The following is an 11,670-nucleotide window of genomic DNA, read 5'->3' as shown; positions in this document are numbered from 1 at the left end:
TTATTAAGGAAAAAGCCGCAACACAGCCTGTTTCTTCTGATTCTGAGCCTAAAGATGATGAGGAATGTCCGTTCTGATGAAATTTATTTGTTTAGCAAGTAGCAGCTCAGGTAATTGCTGTTACGTTGAAATAGATAGAACAAACCTACCTCCAGTGAAATTGATGCTGGAAGTAGGTATCCCTTTTAAAGAAATCATGTATAAGGGACTTAATCAAGGAATCAAAATGTCTGAGATTGATGCAGCAGTCGTAACACATGGACACGGTGATCATTGTTGTGCTGCAAAGGATTTTGTAAGCCACAGAATACCATTCTATGCAAATGAAGATGTGCTTAGTAAATGTGGTGGAAATCCAAAGAATAGGCTCGTACACAATGAAATGCGTTATCTAGCGAAGGATACGCTAATCATACCGTTCAACGTAGAACATGATGCTCCCAATAGTCTTGGTTTCGTGATTTGTACAGACAAGGAAACATTGCTATTTGTTAATGATTGCAAATTCTTCAAAGCTGATTTGTCTGATTATAAATTCGATTATGTTTGCATCGAAGCGAATTATGATGGTCAGCAAATGCATTTTGCATATGAAGATGCGAAACAGAAAAATGATTATCAGAATATAGCCAGATATGAACGCTTGTTCGATAGCCATATGTCATTAGCACATTGTCGTGACCATTTAAAAAAGCTGAATTTATCTCAATGTAAGGCAATCTTTCTGATGCACTTGTCGGATAGACATGCCAATGAAAATAAATTCAAGGAGACTATTTTTGAAGCAACTGGAATCAACACTTATGTGTGTAAAAAGAATGGAGGTATTGTATGAACTTGTGGATAGAATCTCAGGATAAAGAATACTTAGGAATTTTCAAAAAGTTTCAGCAGTGCCATGCAGAAATACTTGGATATGATGAAACATGGGAAGATGACAGCAAAGTTGTACTTGGTTATTATGCGTCACCTGAGCGGGCTAAGGAAGTTATGTGCGAAATTAAAGAATTTCTTGGTACGCCGGCCATGGAGGATGGTGCATATTTATATCTAAACAATGTATTTGAAATGCCGCAAGAGTAAGGAAAGGGAGGGAATAAAATGAAACAGACAAAGAAATCAATTATCGAAGCATGTCATGGAAAAATCATGGAGAAGGCTGATTATGCATTAGAACAGGTATTGGCAAATATCAATGATATGAATACTGACGAAAGAAAAAAAAGAGCTATCACGATAAAGTTGGAATTCGCTCCGCAGAATGAGCGAAAGGAAATCAAAATGGCGGTTCAGGCATCGGTAAAACTTGTGCCGGCAAACCCAATCGAAACAACGTTATTCAATGTCATGGAGCAGAATAAAGAAACTGGTGAAGTGGTTAATGTTTTAAAGGAAATGACAGGGCAGGCACCAGGGCAGATCAATTTTGAAGGTGACATCATCGAACCGGAAGTATTTGTAATCGGCATGGAAGCAGAAAAAATCATCACAAAGGAAGAAGCCAATAGGGCAGGAGGAGAAGCATTATGTTAAAAGAAGCATTGCAGTATGTAGCTAGATTAGCTACCGATTCACAGGAAATCATCGTAAAAGATATTAACGGTGAAACTTATGTAAAGGGAGATGCACATCGCATGCCTACAGACATGGCATCTAAAATGAGACTCAATAGTTTGGATTCCACAGTAGACTATATTAAAGATTGTATCAGTGGTTGTAAATTTGTGCTTCCGTATGTTGTCAATGTTGGATATAAAGAAATTGATGTATATAGCGGACTCAATGAACGTCTGGAACGTAATGTTTTGATCGAAACAACACCTTTATTGCCTCGTATATCATTTGATCATTGGATGGACATGGAATCATTTGTAATCCAGTTGAAAACTTGTTTTGTTGAAACTGACAATTTGAATAAGTTGGTCGCTATTGTATCATCCATTACCGATGAATCGAAGGTTTCAATGGAGGATGATGGATTTGGACTGAAAGTATCTCAGGTGAGCGGCACCACCATTAAAAAACCGGAAGAATTCCAGATTAACCCGATTGTGCGACTTGCTCCATACCGTACTTTTACCGAATTAACTCAGCCAGAAAGTAGATTCCTGTTACGTGTTCGAGACGGCGGTAAAATGGCACTTTATGAAGCTGATGGAGGAATGTGGAAATTAGAAGCACAGCGAAACACATCGGATTATCTGCGTGAAGCTCTGGCTGAAGAGATTGCAAATGGCACAGTGGTGGTAGTCGGATAATGCAATTTACCGTCTATGGTGAACCAGTAGCAAAAGGAAGACCTAAGTTCAGCAGACAGGGAAATTTTGTAAGATCATATACTCCGACCAAGACAACGAATTATGAGAATTTAGTGAAGCTCTCATATGCTGAAGCGTGCCGTGGATTGAATAATCCTTTAGAGGGGGAAGTGTCAATGAGAATTGATGCTTTCTTCTCTATCCCAAAATCAACCAGTAGAAAGAAAAAAGAGTTGATGAACACTGGATTGATAAAGCACACAAAGCGCCCTGATGCAGATAACATTGCTAAAGCCATATGTGATGCACTGAATAAGGTTGCCTATGCCGATGACAGCCAGATTGTGCATCTTGAAGTAAATAAGTATTACAGTGATATCCCAAGGGTAGAAATCACGATTGAGGAGGTACTACATGAACGATGAAAGCAATGAAGTTATCACTTTACAAATTAATGACAAACTACGCATTTTGAATGGTGATAACGACAGCTTTATTTTACAGGAAGCTTATATATCAGAAAAAACGAACACTTTACAGTGGCGTAATAAGAGCTATTACAGCGACATTTTGACTTGCCTATAGCAATCCTCCGGAGAATGCCAATCGAGCAGGGAGATACCATTGCAACGTACACAGAGCGTTTTGAAATGTTGTATCGGTTTCTATATATTGATTTTCTCGGAAAAGTAAACTTGAATGCGAAAAGTCATGGGGGTAAGGGGGGCAGTGAAAGAAGGGGATGAAGAAAATGAAACTGAGTGATTTAAAAACGGGTATGTGGGTTAAAACAAGGGATGGGTGTATGTATCTTGTTTTGAGAGATCACGTATCTATAGGAGATGGCATATTCATTGATAATTCTGGATTTTTAAAATTCAAAAATTATAACGATGAAATGATAGATGTTGATAGCACTGAATACGATATAATCGAAGTGTTTATACCAGATTTGGATACGTATACATTAAATGGAGATGTTCTAACATCTATCTGGAAAAGAAAAGAATTGCCGAAATTAACATCATTTGAGAAAGAATTTCTAAAAGCTTTAAAGCCTAAATACAGAAATGGTTGGATTGCTAGAGATAACAATGGACATTTATATGTGCATGATAGAGAGCCAATAAAATATGAGCAAGGTTGGGCAGGCGGAGAATGTGATGAAGTTGGTAGTTCACCCATATGGTCATTATTATCTGCTGATCAATTTGCGTGGTGCAAAAGGGAAGACGAAGAACCGTGGCATATTCCGGATTTGTTAAAGGAGGCATAAAGTATGGCATCATATAAAAGGCATCTGAATAAAGACTATACTGTCATGCCTAATCATCATTTACGAAATAAAGATTTATCGTTAAAAGCAAAAGGATTGCTTAGCATGATGTTAGGGTTACCTGATGATTGGGATTATTCAATCAACGGTCTGGTGGCAATATCCAGAGAAGGCAGAACAGCTGTTGAAAATGCTTTGAAAGAATTAAGAGAAGCAGGTTATGTTGTCATACGTAAGTTATATCCTAATCAAACAGATAGTAGAATCATTGAATATGAGTACAATATCTACGAATTTCCACAAGGCGAAAATGTAGCGTGTCAAGACATCATATATCAAGAAGCACATAATCAAGGCACAGGTTTTCAGCCCCTTGAAAACCACCAACAATTAAATACTTATAAATCAATTACTAAAGAATTAAATACTTATGATAATAAAGAAAATATAAAAAGAAAGAATCAAGGCGAGATTATGGCACTTTTTGATTCCTTCTGGAAGACCTATCCGAGAAAGATTGCAAAGAAGAAAGCGCAGCAAGCTTGGAAGAATGTATGCAAGAATAAAGAGACATACAATGCCATCATGAAAGCATTGACAACTCAGATAGTTGCATACAAGTGGGATAAGAATAATCGGTATTGTCCTCATCCTACAACTTGGTTAAATCAGGAACGTTGGAATGATGTTGTGGAGGTACCAAATGGAGCAGTTGAAAAATCTTCTGCCGACTATGGAATCAAGGTCGTGTGATAACTCTGATGAACGACCTTATGAAGAAAAAGCTGCGGAATGGAAAAACGATGAAGTTGGAATCCTTGATAAAACAGACGGTATAGATTGTCCTATATGTAAAAACAAAGGAATCATATTCGTGGCAGAGAAGGGGAACCCTGTTCTTAGTCAAAAGCCGTGTGAGTGCATGGCAAAAAGAAAATCAATACGTTATGCGAAAGATAGTGGTTTAGCTGAATTGCTTAAGCATCGTGTATCAACATACGAAGCTAAAGAGCAATGGCAAATTGACATAAGGAAAATGGCAGCTGAATACATCATGAACAAGCATAATGAGTGGTTTTGTCTTCTGGGGCAATCAGGGGCAGGGAAAACGCATATATGTTCTGCGGTTGCAAAAACGTTTATAGACAGAGGTATTGAAACTAAATATGTTGTCTGGAATACATTCATTCGTGAGCTGAAAGCGGATATGCTGAATGACAAACGTATGATGTACCAATATCAGGTGGTGCCAGTGCTGTATATAGACGATTTTCTGAAAGGGAGATTTACCGATACTGATATAACGTTGGCTTTCGACTTGATCAACTACAGATATAACAATAAATTAACTACGATCATTACAAGTGAATTGACATTCAGCCAGTTAATGGGAATTGATGCTGCTATTGCAGGCAGAATCAAGGAACGCAGTAAGGGTTTCTTTATGGAAATCAGTAAAGGTGATGATAAAAATTTCAGGCTTAAGTAATTTGTACGTGTAGCGGTGTTATAGCGAGGTGAAAGGTGTTGCCCCTTCGGTGCTCACTTCCGCCCGTTACACGCCATGGAACAGCCATATGAGGCGCTGATAACGAATCAGAAGGGAGTGAGGGATATGCGGATAGCTAAAAGAGCAGAATTGCTAAAAAAATGGGAGCAGGAGCATAAATCGTTCCGAAGTGAATTGGCAGAACGGATAGGTATTACTCCGGTAAGCATCAATAATTATTTGAAAATATACACAGGTACGATCAAGCAGAAGGAGTTCTGGAAGGTTGCAGGTGAAATGATGGGAGTAGATTTTGAAGCTGAAACTGAAGAACCAAGAAAATATGAGAAGGTTGTATTACCACCTTACATTGCAACAACGCTTAAATCAAAAGGTAGGACTGTGATTGAAAGCAAGTACATATCACGATATGGGAAAAAGAGAATTATGAACTATTTGGCTAAGCAAGGACTGAAGTGCAGATTTGACGTAGCCGGTACAGAAGAAGATCCGACTAATATTTTGGAGATAGTGTGTAGATAACAACACGAGGAAGGAGAGAGATAAGTGACTGAAACTAATATGACAACTTACGATAACATCCTGGATATCATCATAAGACGTCAAGGTGAGTTAAACATCAGCAACCGTAAACTTGCAAAAATAGTGGCTGTTGGTTATCACTCAATGAACAATTATTTATCGTATAAAAACAGGATGCCAGTCGATGTGATGTTTGCTACTATGCACGCATTAGGCATTAAGATGGTAATTCAAATATGCAAAGAATAAAAAAAGCTCTGAAAAACAAAGGTATTGTATACAGTCAATCGTATGATGGGAGTCAAATCACCATTGGCGAATATCCGAAATATATCATCGTCTATATGACAGATATAGATTACACTTCACTCGATTATCCTCATACAGGGACGTTTTACTGGCAAATATCATGGAATGACTGGAAGAAAAGCTCAACACCTAAAAGTAATCAGGCTAATACATCAGCAGAAGTAATAAAAATCATAAAACTAGCCATGTACGAGCTCGGCATATCAAAGAACACAATACAAGAGACACTGTTTTTTTGAAAGGAGAAGAAATGAAAAAAGTAATCAATCAAGTAATTACAGAACATTACGCATTATACAACGGAGATTCCTGCGAAGTAATGCAGGGTTTACCGGATGAATCAATGGGCTATTCAATTTTTAGTCCACCTTTCGAGGATTTATACACTTACAGTGACAGCCCGAGAGATTTAGGCAACTGCCGCAGTACAGAAGAGTTTTATAAACAGTTTGGCTATATCGTAGCTGAACTATTCCGGATAACCAAACCAGGGAGATTAGTCAGCATCCACTGCATGGACCTTCCTACAACAAAAGCAAGCGATGGATTTATTGGTTTACGAGATTTTCCGGGCATATTGAGAGAGTTATTCCAGGATTATGGATTTTACTACCATAGCAAAATCACAATCTGGAAAGATCCGGTGGTTGCTATGCAGCGAACAAAACATATAGGATTGTTGCACAAGCAGTTAAAAAAAGATAGTGCTATGAGCCGTCAGGGCATTGCCGATTACATTGTTACGATGAGGAAACCGGGAGAAAACAAAGAACCGATAACGCACACGAATGAATCATTTCCGGTAAGCAAATGGCAGGAATATGCATCGCCGGTATGGATGAACATCCGACAGAGCAACACTCTCAATCGTACATCAGCGAGGGAAGAACGAGACGAAAAGCACATATGCCCTTTGCAGTTAGACGTTATAGAGCGATGCGTTGAGCTGTGGACAAATCCAGGTGATACAGTGTTTACCCCATTCTTGGGTATCGGATCAGAAGCATATCAATCCATAAAGATGCACCGTAAGGCTGCAGGGATAGAATTAAAAGAATCATATTTTGGACAGGCAGTGAAAAATTGTGAACGTGCTGCAAACGCAGAAGAACAGCTGGAGTTTTTGTTTGAAGGTGATGAAGAATGACATATGAAGAGTTTTTAAAGACTAAAGAATACACAATAGAACCATCTGGATTTACTGCCACAAACCTTAATGAAAACCTATTTGACTATCAGCAAGCAATAACAAAATGGGCGCTCAGAATAGGAAAAGCTGCTTTGTTCGAAGATACCGGGCTGGGTAAGACCATCCAGCAATTATCATGGGCGGATGCGGTAGCAAAACACACAGGTGGTACTGTGCTGATTCTGGCACCATTGGCGGTGTCAAAACAGACTGCACAGGAAGCTTCAAAGTTTGGTATCACTTGCAATCTGGCAGAAGGTCAGGAAGATATAAAACCAGGCATAAACATCACAAATTACGAAAAGATACACAAATTCGATACGGATAGTTTTTCCGGCGTTGTCCTAGATGAAAGTTCGATTTTGAAATCATACACAGGGGAAACAACAAAAGACCTGCAGGAACGTTTTGCTTACACACCATACAAATTATGCTGCACAGCAACACCAAGCCCTAACGATTATACAGAGATAGGGACAACAGCTGAGTTTCTCGGTGTCATGCCGCGTGGCGAAATGTTAGCGACATTCTTCATCAATGATTCAATAAAGAAAAAAGGAAAGAATGATCGCATTGGATGGCGCCTGAAACGCCATGCGGAAAAAGAGTTCTTTCGCTGGATGGCAACATGGAGCATGATGATAAAATCACCGGCAGACCTTGGATATGATGGAGAAAAATTTGTATTGCCGAAATTGCATGTAAAAGCAAATATATTAAAAAGTGAGCCAGATGCAGAGAGCTTATTTGTGGAATACGCAGAAACGCTGCAGGAGCGCAGAGAAGCTCGAAAGCACAGCCTTGATGAAAGAGTGATTATGGCGAAGAATATCGCTCAGACAAAAGAGAATTGCTTGATATGGTGCGATTATAACAATGAGAGTACCGCATTACATAAGGCTATACGTGGATCCGTAGAAGTGAAAGGATCTGATACGCCAGAACATAAAGAAAAAGCTATGATGGGATTCACATCCGGAGACGTGAAGTATCTTGTAACAAAACCATCTATCTGTGGATTTGGGATGAACTGGCAGAACTGCCATGACATGATATTCTGTGGATTGTCTGACAGCTACGAACAGTTTTATCAAGCAATACGCAGGTGCTATCGTTTTGGTCAAAAGCATGAGGTGAATGTGCATGTCATTATCTCAGAAAAAGAAATGAATGTGCTGAACAACATCAAGCGAAAGCAAGCTGACCATGAACGTATGAGTGCCGAAATGGTAAAAGTAATGAGTGAAAGCGCAAAAGTAGAATTGTTCGGTCAGCAACGTAAGAAGACCGACTACATACCGGAAATCGCTATGGAGGTACCGAAATGGCTACCATTTTAAATAAGAGACAGCAGTCAGTAATAGCAGGTCATGCCATAGTAAAAATTGAGGATATACTCAAAAAGTGCGGTCTGGAAAATGTCCTTGTCACTGTTAATGATAAAGATTATGTGGCACTAGATGAAGTAAAGAAAGCGATAAGAGAGTTATATGAAGGAGAAGAAAAATGATGAAAAGGATATTAGACGTTTGCTGCGGAAGTAAAATGTTTTATTTTAATAAAAATAATCCTCTTGTGCATTTTAATGACCTCAGAAAGTTAGAGGAACCGCTTTGTGATGGAAGAATGCTTAAGATACATCCAGATACTCAGTGGGATTTCAGACACCTGCCTGTACCGGATAACACCTATGACATGGTTGTGTTTGATCCGCCGCATTTAGTAAAGGTTGGAGATAATTCATGGTTGGCAAAGAAATATGGAAAATTACCGCCAGAATGGAAACCATACTTGAAACAGGTATTTGATGAATGTATGAGGGTGCTTAAACCATATGGAACGTTGGTATTCAAATGGAATGAAACAGATATAAAGCAAAAAGAATTGTTTGAAGTATTAGATACTATACCGATATTTGGAGATAAAGGTAGAGGGAATAAGACTTATTGGTTTGTGTTCATGAAGGAGAGTGAAGAAAAATGAAAGTATTAAAATTTAGAGCATGGGATTTAATAGAAAACAGAATGCTGCAATGGGGTGACATCATGAATCTTCCTGCATGGGAGATTTTTCCGGGCACACCAGAGCAACGTGCATTTATCGTCATGCAATATACAGGATTAAAAGACATGAATGGCAAAGAAATCTATGAGGGAGATATCATAGACATACACCAAACCGTTAATGGATGTAATATGTTTTTGATTGTGTGGAGTGATGTTGGATTCGGTGCTCGATATTTAATTGACGGTGAAATATCAAGAGAATACGAATATGGCATCGAAGAATTGTTGGACGTGTACATTGGAAAATACGAGAAAAGTGTCGAAGTCGTTGGGAACATTTATGAAAATCACGAATTGCTGGAGGTTGTGAGCTTATGATCAACAGAGTCGTATTAGTCGGCAGGCTTACAAAAGACCCAGTACTGCGTAAGACTGCAAACGGTGCATCGATTGTTTCTTTTACTGTAGCATGTACCCGCCGCTTCAAGCAGGAAGGACAGCCGGAAGCTGACTTCATCAACACGGTAGCATGGAATAAAACAGCGGATATCGTAGCGCAGTATACACATAAAGGCTCACTGGTCGGCGTGGAAGGAAGGATTCAGACACGCAGCTATGACGATCAGAGTGGGAAACGCGTTTATGTAACAGAAGTTGTCGCAGACAGTGTACAATTTCTGGAAAGCAAAAGCACAGCTGCAAGCAATGCGAACAGCAATGCCTATGTACCTGATTATGATCAGGTAAGCAATCAGGGCTACCAGAGTGACAACGGACAGTCCTACTCCAATGACTTTACAAGCAGTAGTACACTGGATATCGCCAGTGATGATCTACCATTTTAAGGAGGGTGTAAGATGCAGCTATTGATAAAAGATTTAAACATCAGTGATACTATCAACAATCAGTGGATTATGGATAATTGTTATATAGCAGGCGGGGCGTGTGTGAGTAATGCCACACGCCAACCTATCCATGATGTGGATATCTATTTTAAGACTAAGGATGCAAGAGATTTATTTATCGAGCAGGCAGGTGATGATAAATACATCACTAAAACATCAAATGAGTGGCAGGCTTTACTCATGTACGACAGCCTGCTCACTGGTAAAGTAATCGAGGTTGGAGACGATAAATGTTTTGATGAACTTAAGATTAAAATTTCATCAGACAAAAGAAAAGATAATGTTATCTACCTCATTGAAGATTACGCCGGATGGATAGAAATACCAGAACCATTATTTCAGAAGCAACGATGGATGTTTGACAATGGATATGATTATGTGCTTTTAGAGAGAAATCATTTTGAAGTAAATGATAAAGATTTCCTAGGAAACAAAAGTATCACTTTAAAAAGAAATGATATGGTTTATCAATTTATCTTACGATTTTATGGTGACGCGCAGGAAATGATGGATAAAACGTTTGATTTCCAGCATTGTAAGATTGCATATGATCTGGCAACCAGAGAGTATATAACCACGCAGGAAACATGGGAAGCTCTGTCAAAGCGGGAGCTGCATTATGTTAACTCATTTTATCCAGTGTCATCACTTAAAAGGCTTTATAAGTATGGTGGCCGAGGATTTAGCTGGAATAATGATGAGTTTGTAAAAATTATCCGAGATATTCACAAGGTTGATACGGACAACAAATTCGTGATGGAAGACCAGCTTATCGGATATTATGAGGATTTTGATTATAATGATGTATTCTGTGATTAGGAGGTAAAAAATGAATAAATACCAAGAAGCATTGAATATATTTTGTGAACAAAACACGTTCAAAGATATTTCAAAAGATGTTTTAAATGAAAACTATAAATTACTGCAAGAATTAGTTGATAAATCCACAACTAAATGGATACCGGTCGAAGAAAGACTGCCAGAAAACGAAAAAGATATCGGACGTAATTATTTAGTCACGCTGAAATATAGTAATTTAAATAGTATTATTGCCACATGTGCTAGGTTTGAGCCTAGCGGAAGATGGTTGCGATATTGTGCAATCGGGGAAGTTGATGTAACCGATGAAGTTATTGCATGGATGCCGTTGCCGGAGGCATATGAGCCACAAGAGATGATTTAGAATTAAAAGATCGGAGTGATAATTTGTCTGACAATCATATTGAAAATGGGTATGAAAGAGAATTGAATATTGACGTGCCGATGAGTGTTAAACCTTATGTGTCAGCAGTTTATGGAATTGAAAAGAAACTGAATGATCTACTGTCATTTAAGGTTGGCACAGTCTGTAAAGAGCAACTAATGGATTACGTGGAGCAGGCTATATATTACGCTCTTCTGGCAGGTATGCAGCAACAGAAAGAGATTAACACAGGAATCATGATGGATATGCAAAGGCAACTTGATATCTTAATTAAAAGGGATGGACAAGCTGCGAAAGAAAGGAAAGAGAAGGTAGGATGTTGATTAGAATAACAAATGAGTTAACCGATATATCGGAGAACTTGCGGCCGATTAAAGGAAGGGTGTATGAAGTTGTCGACACAATAGCAGGGAAGTATAGGCCGAATGACAATTACCGGCATGTGATTGAGGTAAAAAGGCAGCAGATATCCATTGCTCCGGATGAGTATA

General features: G+C 38.7%; 21 protein-coding genes. All 21 read left to right on the top strand.

The features are described 5' to 3' along the window. Nucleotides 1–163 precede the first annotated feature (163 nt). The 21 genes from ACLRVU_RS14275 to ACLRVU_RS14175 all read left to right on the top strand — a co-directional run bounded on the left by ACLRVU_RS14275 (nucleotide 164) and on the right by ACLRVU_RS14175 (nucleotide 11,502). Nucleotides 164–835 (top strand): MBL fold metallo-hydrolase, encoded by a 672-nt coding sequence (locus tag ACLRVU_RS14275; protein WP_412892265.1) that lies wholly within the window; start codon nucleotides 164–166, stop codon nucleotides 833–835. Continuing rightward, nucleotides 832–1,083: a hypothetical protein gene (locus ACLRVU_RS14270; RefSeq protein ID WP_142419603.1), complete on the top strand. Its 252-nt coding sequence runs from the start codon at nucleotides 832–834 to the stop codon at nucleotides 1,081–1,083. The genes ACLRVU_RS14275 and ACLRVU_RS14270 overlap by 4 nt, the downstream gene beginning before the upstream one ends. Nucleotides 1,084–1,101: 18 nt before the next feature. Beyond that, nucleotides 1,102–1,533, top strand: coding sequence for a hypothetical protein (locus ACLRVU_RS14265; RefSeq protein WP_055201048.1), 432 nt, complete (start codon nucleotides 1,102–1,104; stop codon nucleotides 1,531–1,533). Further along, the gene (locus tag ACLRVU_RS14260) at nucleotides 1,527–2,258 is read left to right on the top strand and encodes a hypothetical protein (protein ID WP_412892264.1); all 732 of its coding nucleotides are present in this window, start codon (nucleotides 1,527–1,529) and stop codon (nucleotides 2,256–2,258) included. The genes ACLRVU_RS14265 and ACLRVU_RS14260 overlap by 7 nt, the downstream gene beginning before the upstream one ends. After that, entirely contained in the window at nucleotides 2,258–2,683 is a 426-nt protein-coding gene (locus ACLRVU_RS14255; RefSeq protein WP_142419605.1) for a RusA family crossover junction endodeoxyribonuclease, read from the top strand. Before ACLRVU_RS14260 ends, ACLRVU_RS14255 begins: the two co-directional genes overlap by 1 nt. Beyond that, entirely contained in the window at nucleotides 2,673–2,843 is a 171-nt protein-coding gene (locus ACLRVU_RS14250; RefSeq protein ID WP_185957943.1) for a hypothetical protein, read from the top strand. The genes ACLRVU_RS14255 and ACLRVU_RS14250 overlap by 11 nt, the downstream gene beginning before the upstream one ends. Nucleotides 2,844–3,009: 166 nt before the next feature. After that, nucleotides 3,010–3,534 (top strand): hypothetical protein, encoded by a 525-nt coding sequence (locus ACLRVU_RS14245; RefSeq protein ID WP_142419606.1) that lies wholly within the window; start codon nucleotides 3,010–3,012, stop codon nucleotides 3,532–3,534. Between the two features lie 3 nt (nucleotides 3,535–3,537). Beyond that, the gene (locus tag ACLRVU_RS14240; RefSeq protein ID WP_142419607.1) at nucleotides 3,538–4,287 is read left to right on the top strand and encodes a helix-turn-helix domain-containing protein; all 750 of its coding nucleotides are present in this window, start codon (nucleotides 3,538–3,540) and stop codon (nucleotides 4,285–4,287) included. After that, nucleotides 4,238–5,023, top strand: coding sequence for an ATP-binding protein (locus tag ACLRVU_RS14235; protein ID WP_185957944.1), 786 nt, complete (start codon nucleotides 4,238–4,240; stop codon nucleotides 5,021–5,023). The genes ACLRVU_RS14240 and ACLRVU_RS14235 overlap by 50 nt, the downstream gene beginning before the upstream one ends. 126 nt (nucleotides 5,024–5,149) lie before the next feature. Beyond that, entirely contained in the window at nucleotides 5,150–5,566 is a 417-nt protein-coding gene (locus tag ACLRVU_RS14230; RefSeq protein WP_142419609.1) for a hypothetical protein, read from the top strand. 24 nt (nucleotides 5,567–5,590) lie between these two features. After that, nucleotides 5,591–5,815 (top strand): hypothetical protein, encoded by a 225-nt coding sequence (locus ACLRVU_RS14225; RefSeq protein WP_142419610.1) that lies wholly within the window; start codon nucleotides 5,591–5,593, stop codon nucleotides 5,813–5,815. Next, nucleotides 5,803–6,114 carry a hypothetical protein gene (locus ACLRVU_RS14220; protein WP_142419611.1) on the top strand — a complete coding sequence of 104 codons (312 nt, stop codon included), beginning with the start codon at nucleotides 5,803–5,805 and terminating at the stop codon, nucleotides 6,112–6,114. The genes ACLRVU_RS14225 and ACLRVU_RS14220 overlap by 13 nt, the downstream gene beginning before the upstream one ends. Nucleotides 6,115–6,125: 11 nt before the next feature. Then, nucleotides 6,126–7,022, top strand: a complete 897-nt coding sequence (locus tag ACLRVU_RS14215) for a DNA methyltransferase (RefSeq protein WP_142419612.1) — start codon at nucleotides 6,126–6,128, stop codon at nucleotides 7,020–7,022. Continuing rightward, a complete protein-coding gene (locus ACLRVU_RS14210; RefSeq protein WP_142419613.1) occupies nucleotides 7,019–8,404 on the top strand; it encodes a DEAD/DEAH box helicase in 1,386 nt (461 codons plus the stop codon). The genes ACLRVU_RS14215 and ACLRVU_RS14210 overlap by 4 nt, the downstream gene beginning before the upstream one ends. After that, the gene (locus ACLRVU_RS14205; protein WP_412892263.1) at nucleotides 8,389–8,574 is read left to right on the top strand and encodes a hypothetical protein; all 186 of its coding nucleotides are present in this window, start codon (nucleotides 8,389–8,391) and stop codon (nucleotides 8,572–8,574) included. The genes ACLRVU_RS14210 and ACLRVU_RS14205 overlap by 16 nt, the downstream gene beginning before the upstream one ends. Next, complete coding sequence (locus ACLRVU_RS14200) at nucleotides 8,571–9,047, top strand: methyltransferase (protein WP_412892262.1); 477 nt, start codon at nucleotides 8,571–8,573, stop codon at nucleotides 9,045–9,047. Before ACLRVU_RS14205 ends, ACLRVU_RS14200 begins: the two co-directional genes overlap by 4 nt. Further along, nucleotides 9,044–9,448, top strand: coding sequence for a YopX family protein (locus tag ACLRVU_RS14195; protein ID WP_142419615.1), 405 nt, complete (start codon nucleotides 9,044–9,046; stop codon nucleotides 9,446–9,448). The genes ACLRVU_RS14200 and ACLRVU_RS14195 overlap by 4 nt, the downstream gene beginning before the upstream one ends. After that, on the top strand, nucleotides 9,445–9,915 hold the full coding sequence (locus ACLRVU_RS14190; RefSeq protein WP_142419616.1) for a single-stranded DNA-binding protein: 471 nt from the start codon (nucleotides 9,445–9,447) through the stop codon (nucleotides 9,913–9,915). The genes ACLRVU_RS14195 and ACLRVU_RS14190 overlap by 4 nt, the downstream gene beginning before the upstream one ends. Before the next feature lie 12 nt (nucleotides 9,916–9,927). After that, nucleotides 9,928–10,794 carry a hypothetical protein gene (locus tag ACLRVU_RS14185; RefSeq protein ID WP_142419617.1) on the top strand — a complete coding sequence of 289 codons (867 nt, stop codon included), beginning with the start codon at nucleotides 9,928–9,930 and terminating at the stop codon, nucleotides 10,792–10,794. Between the two features lie 10 nt (nucleotides 10,795–10,804). Next, on the top strand, nucleotides 10,805–11,158 hold the full coding sequence (locus tag ACLRVU_RS14180) for a DUF551 domain-containing protein (RefSeq protein WP_142419618.1): 354 nt from the start codon (nucleotides 10,805–10,807) through the stop codon (nucleotides 11,156–11,158). A gap of 23 nt (nucleotides 11,159–11,181) precedes the next feature. Next, entirely contained in the window at nucleotides 11,182–11,502 is a 321-nt protein-coding gene (locus tag ACLRVU_RS14175; protein WP_065531528.1) for a hypothetical protein, read from the top strand. Nucleotides 11,503–11,670: the final 168 nt, after the last annotated feature.

The organism is Beduini sp., from assembly GCF_047239305.1.
GTDB lineage: Bacteria > Bacillota_I > Bacilli_A > Erysipelotrichales > Coprobacillaceae > Beduini.
The sequence above is the reverse complement of the archived record's forward strand: the minus strand, read 5'-3'. Positions and strand labels throughout refer to the sequence as shown.

Coding starts and splice junctions, on each gene's coding strand:
- ACLRVU_RS14275 (WP_412892265.1), top strand. CDS start 164: ATGCTGGAAGTAGGTATCCCTTTTAAAGAAATCATGTATAAGGGACTT.
- ACLRVU_RS14270 (WP_142419603.1), top strand. CDS start 832: ATGAACTTGTGGATAGAATCTCAGGATAAAGAATACTTAGGAATTTTC.
- ACLRVU_RS14265 (WP_055201048.1), top strand. CDS start 1,102: ATGAAACAGACAAAGAAATCAATTATCGAAGCATGTCATGGAAAAATC.
- ACLRVU_RS14260 (WP_412892264.1), top strand. CDS start 1,527: ATGTTAAAAGAAGCATTGCAGTATGTAGCTAGATTAGCTACCGATTCA.
- ACLRVU_RS14255 (WP_142419605.1), top strand. CDS start 2,258: ATGCAATTTACCGTCTATGGTGAACCAGTAGCAAAAGGAAGACCTAAG.
- ACLRVU_RS14250 (WP_185957943.1), top strand. CDS start 2,673: ATGAACGATGAAAGCAATGAAGTTATCACTTTACAAATTAATGACAAA.
- ACLRVU_RS14245 (WP_142419606.1), top strand. CDS start 3,010: ATGAAACTGAGTGATTTAAAAACGGGTATGTGGGTTAAAACAAGGGAT.
- ACLRVU_RS14240 (WP_142419607.1), top strand. CDS start 3,538: ATGGCATCATATAAAAGGCATCTGAATAAAGACTATACTGTCATGCCT.
- ACLRVU_RS14235 (WP_185957944.1), top strand. CDS start 4,238: ATGGAGCAGTTGAAAAATCTTCTGCCGACTATGGAATCAAGGTCGTGT.
- ACLRVU_RS14230 (WP_142419609.1), top strand. CDS start 5,150: ATGCGGATAGCTAAAAGAGCAGAATTGCTAAAAAAATGGGAGCAGGAG.
- ACLRVU_RS14220 (WP_142419611.1), top strand. CDS start 5,803: ATGCAAAGAATAAAAAAAGCTCTGAAAAACAAAGGTATTGTATACAGT.
- ACLRVU_RS14215 (WP_142419612.1), top strand. CDS start 6,126: ATGAAAAAAGTAATCAATCAAGTAATTACAGAACATTACGCATTATAC.
- ACLRVU_RS14210 (WP_142419613.1), top strand. CDS start 7,019: ATGACATATGAAGAGTTTTTAAAGACTAAAGAATACACAATAGAACCA.
- ACLRVU_RS14205 (WP_412892263.1), top strand. CDS start 8,389: ATGGCTACCATTTTAAATAAGAGACAGCAGTCAGTAATAGCAGGTCAT.
- ACLRVU_RS14200 (WP_412892262.1), top strand. CDS start 8,571: ATGATGAAAAGGATATTAGACGTTTGCTGCGGAAGTAAAATGTTTTAT.
- ACLRVU_RS14195 (WP_142419615.1), top strand. CDS start 9,044: ATGAAAGTATTAAAATTTAGAGCATGGGATTTAATAGAAAACAGAATG.
- ACLRVU_RS14190 (WP_142419616.1), top strand. CDS start 9,445: ATGATCAACAGAGTCGTATTAGTCGGCAGGCTTACAAAAGACCCAGTA.
- ACLRVU_RS14185 (WP_142419617.1), top strand. CDS start 9,928: ATGCAGCTATTGATAAAAGATTTAAACATCAGTGATACTATCAACAAT.
- ACLRVU_RS14180 (WP_142419618.1), top strand. CDS start 10,805: ATGAATAAATACCAAGAAGCATTGAATATATTTTGTGAACAAAACACG.